The sequence below is a fragment of the Myxococcus sp. AM011 genome, assembly GCF_013372595.1.
Taxonomy (GTDB): Bacteria; Myxococcota; Myxococcia; order Myxococcales; family Myxococcaceae; genus Myxococcus; species Myxococcus eversor.
This window is the reverse complement of the sequence record NZ_JABXEM010000443.1, coordinates 1-5,290: the sequence shown is the minus strand read 5'-3', so window position 1 is coordinate 5,290 and position 5,290 is coordinate 1. Positions and strand designations below refer to the sequence as shown.

Here is a 5,290-nt window from a genome sequence, read left to right as displayed (position 1 = left end):
GTATGGCGGCGCGGCGCGGGCGGGAGGGGTGGAGGCGGCTCGGTGTCTGTTGCATGCGCAGGCGCTGGAGCTGGCGCATCCGGCCACGGGAGCACCGTTGCGTGTGGAGGCCCTGGTGCCCGAGGACCTGCTGCGCTTCTTCACTCTCGCGGGCGTCGCGGTGCCTCAGGGGGCCGTGCCCGAGAAGTGACGGGATGCGCCGCGGCGGAGTGCCTCCGCCTCATCCTGGCGACGTGGCCTCATGGCTCCCCCGGTTCAGGGTCGCCACCAGACCCAGGCCCTCCCCGTCAAGTGGCTCCACGGGCGAGTCGCGGGCGGGCAGTGCCGGCCTCACGGCGCGGGGCGCCATCCGTTGAGCCCGCTTCGACAGCAAGCAGCCGAAGGGCCTGGAGGGTGCCTTCCAGGAGGCTCTCCGCCGCTCGGGCCACGGTGGGCTCGGCATTTCGCGCGGGAAGCATGACGGTGACAGCCCGGATGGCCCGCGTTGTGTAGACTGCCGCACCCATGGGTGGCGTGAGAAACGGCAAGGGCGCCGGCACGCCGGAGCCCGCGGCCGTCCGACAGGAGGTGCCGCGATCCGGCATGCTCGAGGTCGGGCCGACGGACGATGCGGAAGCCGGGGTGGCTCGCCACTTCGGGGCCGCTGTGCGCTGGCTGCGCGAAGGTGCTCCCTCTCGGGCCTTCGAGGAGCTGGAGAAGGCCTGCCACACCCTGCCCATGTCCCCCCGCCTGGCTGCTGGGCTGGTGCGTTTCGCGCGAACCGCTGGGGCTGAAACTGTTGCCATCGGATTGCTGGATTCCGTTCCGGCCACCGCGCCCGCCGAGGTGCGGCGTGCCGTGCGTCGCCAGCTCGCGAGGGTGTTGCGCCGGACGCATCAGACGGCCCGTGCTCTTTCCGTGCTCGAAGCCTTGGTCGGGGAGTTCCCCGAGGAACGTCGCGCGCGGCGGATCCTGGAACTGCTCCGAGCCAAGGGCCGAGGGGATGGAGGGCGCGCACCGGCTCCGCCGAGCGCCGTGCTGGAGAAGCTGCCCACGAAGAAGTCGGGCGTTCAGGCCCTGGCGGTCTGGGAAGAGGACGAGGTCGACTACCACGCGGCGACGGTGGTCGATGCGACGGGAGCGACTTTGGGTCCGCCCGCCGTGGTGCCTCCGCCGCGCACGCTGACGATGGAGCTGGCTCGGGTGCAGTTCCAGGTGGAGGCGCCGCCCCTTGGGTTGACGGTGCCTGGCGGGGCATCGGCTCGGGGCGTTGGGCCCGAGGGCGGGAGCGCGCCGGAGGCTCCGACCCCGGTGGTGCCGAGTGGGAAGGGGACGCGTCCGGTCGAGCACGCAGTGTCCGCGCCTCAGGCTCCAGCGGATGTTCCGTTTCCGTGGGATGTGGCGCCGACGGAGTCGGTGCCTCAATCGGGTCCCTCCGTTGCCGGGCAGGGGATGCGGACCGGTGGATTGCCCGTGGATGCGGTGGTGCCGGGCTCGAAGGTCGAGGGCGGGGCGGGGGAGTCGTCGGAGGATTCAGGTCCTGGTGCGGCGCGGAGTGACGCCGTGGACCTGTCGACGAAGGCGGCTTTGGAGGTGGGGCTGCTCGACGTCGAGGCTTCTCCGACCGAGGTGGATTCGGTCGCGAGGCAGCGCGTCACGGGGGCGCTGGCGACCGAGCAGGTGTCACGTGCCGGGCACGGTGATGAAGCGGTCGCGCCGAACGATGTGGCCTCGAGTGCCGAGCGGAGTGCCTCAGGGGCCCTGCTGAACGATGCGGCCTCCAGTGCACCGGGTAGTGCGGAGGGCTCGCCAGACAATGCGGCCTCTGTCGGGACAGGCCTCGCGGAGGGCTCGCCAGACAATGCGGCCTCTGTCGGGACTGGCCTCGCGGAGGATTCGCCAGACAAAACGGCTTCCCTCGGGCCCGGTAGCGCGGAGGTTGTGCCGAGCACGACGGCTTTCAGTGTCCCAGGTAGCGCGGAGGTTGTGCCGAGCACGACGGCTTCTGTTGGGACCAGCGGCGTGGAGCTGTCGCCGCGCAAGGTGGCATCCACTGGTTCGAGCGGCGTGGATGCTTCGCCGAATCAGGCAGCTCCTCTTGGGGCGAGTGATGTGCCTGCCTTGTCGACAGAGGTCGCTTCGCGTGTCGGGCTGAGTGATGTGGATGCCTTGCCGACCGAGGTGGCTTCCACTGTCGGGCCGGGCGATGCGGATGCCTTTTCGCGCGGAACGGCCTCGGGCGCGGAACGAAGTGACGCCACGGATTTGCCGACAGAGGCGAACCCTGGCGAGGGGTTGCTCGACACTCGTGACGTGTCCGCAGGAACCACTCCGAACGGCGCGGTGGACCCTGCACCCGCTTCCGCCGCGCGGCGCCTGACGCCGGCTTCAACCCGCGCTTCGTCGCACGAGTCGACTCCGAGTCCTGATGCACAGGTCGCGTCGAGCCTGGAGTTGACCGCTCCGACGGCCTCGCCCATCAGCACCGAGCCGAGCGACAAGGCGATTCCTCCCGAGGAGGATGCCCCCAGCTCCGCGCGCGCTGCCGCGGTCGAACCGGAGGACGACAGCGAGTTCCGCGCGAAGACCCAGGTGGAGATGCCCGCTGTCAGGGTCCAAGACCTGTTCCCCTGGGACGTGCATCCTCAGGAGGCGCCACTCCCCGCGCGGTCTCCTGGCGGGACCGCGACTCCTCCCTCGAAGGGGAAGCCCGCCGCCTCGGGTTCACCACCCGTCCTCCATCCGGTGGGCACGGAGCCCGCTCGCTCCAAGCCCCAGCCTGCTCCGGCTCCCAAGCGAGGCGAAGACGCTCCGCGCTCGGAGACGATGGAGGTCCCGCTCGCTGACCTCTTCGCCGCGTTGGGGGGCGCACCCGCCGGCGTTTCGGAGCCTGGAGTCCCAGGCAAGAGTGGTCCTGTCTCTTCTCGCCCTGACCCCGTGGCCCCGTCCCGGCCCGGGCGCTCGGGTGTGGCGGAGCCCACTCCTGGAGAAGACGCGGAGGAGTTGGCGCGTTCGCACAAACTGGAGGCGCAGTTCGTCGCGCGTCGAGCGTGGCGTGAGCTGGCCCAGCTCTATCTCAAGCGCGCGGACCGGGCGAAAGACCCGGGGGCTCGCGCGGAAGCACTGACGCGACTCGCGGAGGTGATGGAGACCGAACTCCAGGACCCCGCTGGCGCCGCGCGAATGTACCGGGAGATTGTCGAGCTGACCGGAGACCGCTCCGCGCTGCGCGAGCAGGTCCGCTTGCTGGCCTCGCGGGACGACGCCTCACTGGTTCGCCGAGCGCTCGATGAGGCCATCCAGCGGGCAAGGACGGGCCGCGCGCGCGCCATGGCGCTGCTGACTCGAGGAGAGCGCTGGCTCCACATGGGGGAGCCTGGGAAGGCCCGTGCGGACTTCGAGGCCTCGGAGGCGCTCGCTCCAGATTTGCTTCCCGCGCTCGCGGGCCTGTTGTCGTGTGTCGAGGGTTCGGAGCGCTCGGCTGTCGCGAAGCGACTGCATTCCGTGCTCGCCACGACGCCGCGCCGGGCGGCGGACCGCGCGGAGGCGCTCCGGGTGCTCGCGCGCACCGCGGAGGAACAGCTCGATGATTCCCGCCTCGCGCAGTGGGCCTGGGGCGAGGTGCTCATCGAGAGCCCTGACAGCGAGCAGGCTCGAGAGCGCCTCCTGTGGCTCGCGCGAGAGCTGGGTGACACGGCGGCGCTCGGACAGCTTCTGCGCGCGCAGATAGCTCGCGAGTCGCGGGGCCCTGTCGCACGGCAGTCTCGCCTGGAGCTGGTGGCCACCCTGGAGTCATCGGGGGATGCCGAGGCCGCGCTGAACGAGCTGCGTCAGGCGGTGCGCTTCGAGCCAGGACACAAGGAAGCGTGGCTGTTGCTCGTGGAGCGTTTGCTGGCGCGAGACAACAAGGGCGAGGCGGCCTGGGCGCTCGAACACGCCGCCACCGCGACCGAGGATGAACTCGAACGCGAGCAGACCTGGGACCGACTGGCGCGCATGTGGCGTGAGTCGCTCGGTAATTCAGAGCGTGCGCAAGTCTATGCCCGTCGCGCGGAGGGACTGAGGCTCGCACGTGAAGAACGGGAGGCGGTGCTTCCTCCCGAGCCTCCTCGCAGCGCGACACCTCGCCGCGAGCCGAGTGGACCGAAGGCGCTCCTCGTTCCGTTGCCCATGACGACGACGTCGCTCGTCGCGGCCGGACGCGATGACCTGTCCGAAGAGATTACGTCGACCTCCGACCCCAGCGCTCTTCCCGGTGGGACAGGCGAAGGCGCGGGGCAACGAGATGCGAGGTCCGCGCCGCCAGCGGGCACCTCGGGCGCGCAGGGTGGTGGCGCGGGTGCACGCGTCGAGCGGTCCGCACCGCAAGGGGGTTCAGCCGCCGCATCTGCTGGAGCAGAAGGCGCTCGCGAAAGGCCCGTGGGTGCGCGCGCGGAGAAGCCCGCTGCCGCTGCGTCGCGCGGCGAGAAGTCCACGCCCGCTCGTGGGCCCGCGGCATACGAGGACAGACTGGGCGCGCTGGGGCCGGAGCTGGACAGGCCCGCGCCTTCTGGGTCGACGGTGGTCTTCGGCGAGAATGCGCCCGCGCCGCGCGCGGACAAGCCCGCCGCTGAAGCCAAGGGACCAGCGGCTCCTGAGGCACCTCGTGCTTCCGCTGCTCGCGGCGAACGTTCCGCCGCGCCGCCAGCACGTTCGGTCAATCCGGCCGACGACAGGGCTCCCGCGCCGCCAGCACATGGCGCAAAGCCGGCCGACAGTGCGCCGGCTGCACGTGGTGATCGCGCCTCCGCACGAGCCGCCGCACCGTCCGACAGCGCCCCCGCTGCACGTGATGAGCGAGCCCCCGCGCCGTCCGGCCGTGGTGCCGTTGCGCCCGAAAGTGCGCCTGCGGCACGTGGTGGGCGAGCCCCCGCGCGGCCATCACGTGCGGCGCCTCCGGTCGACAACGCTCCTGCCGCAGCTCGCGGCGAACATGTCGCCGCGCCGTCCGCACGCGCCGCCGCACCATCTGACAGTGCCTCCGCTACACGCGGTGACCGAGTTTCCTCGCCACCCGCGCGCGGTGCCGCACCAGCCGACAGTGCCCCCGCTGCGCGCGGCGAGCGAGCCGCCGCACCACCCGCACGCGGTGCCGCACCAGCCGACAGTGCGCCTGCGGCACGCGGAGAACGAGCCGCGCGCGGTGCCGCACCAGCCGACAGTGCCCCCGCCGCACGTGATGAGCGAGCCCCCGCGCCGTCCGGCCGTGGTGCCGTTGCGCCCGAAAGTGCGCCTGCGGCACGTGGTGGGCGAGCCCCCGCGCGGCCATCAC

At 71.7% G+C, this 5,290-nt stretch carries 2 pseudogenes; both read left to right on the top strand.

The annotated features are described in order from the left end of the window. Positions 1-190, top strand: a pseudogene (locus HUW62_RS45650) (RluA family pseudouridine synthase); the annotation flags it as partial. A 4,620-nt stretch (positions 191-4,810) separates the two neighbouring features. Then, positions 4,811-5,290 (top strand): annotated as a pseudogene (locus tag HUW62_RS48260) (hypothetical protein); the annotation flags it as partial.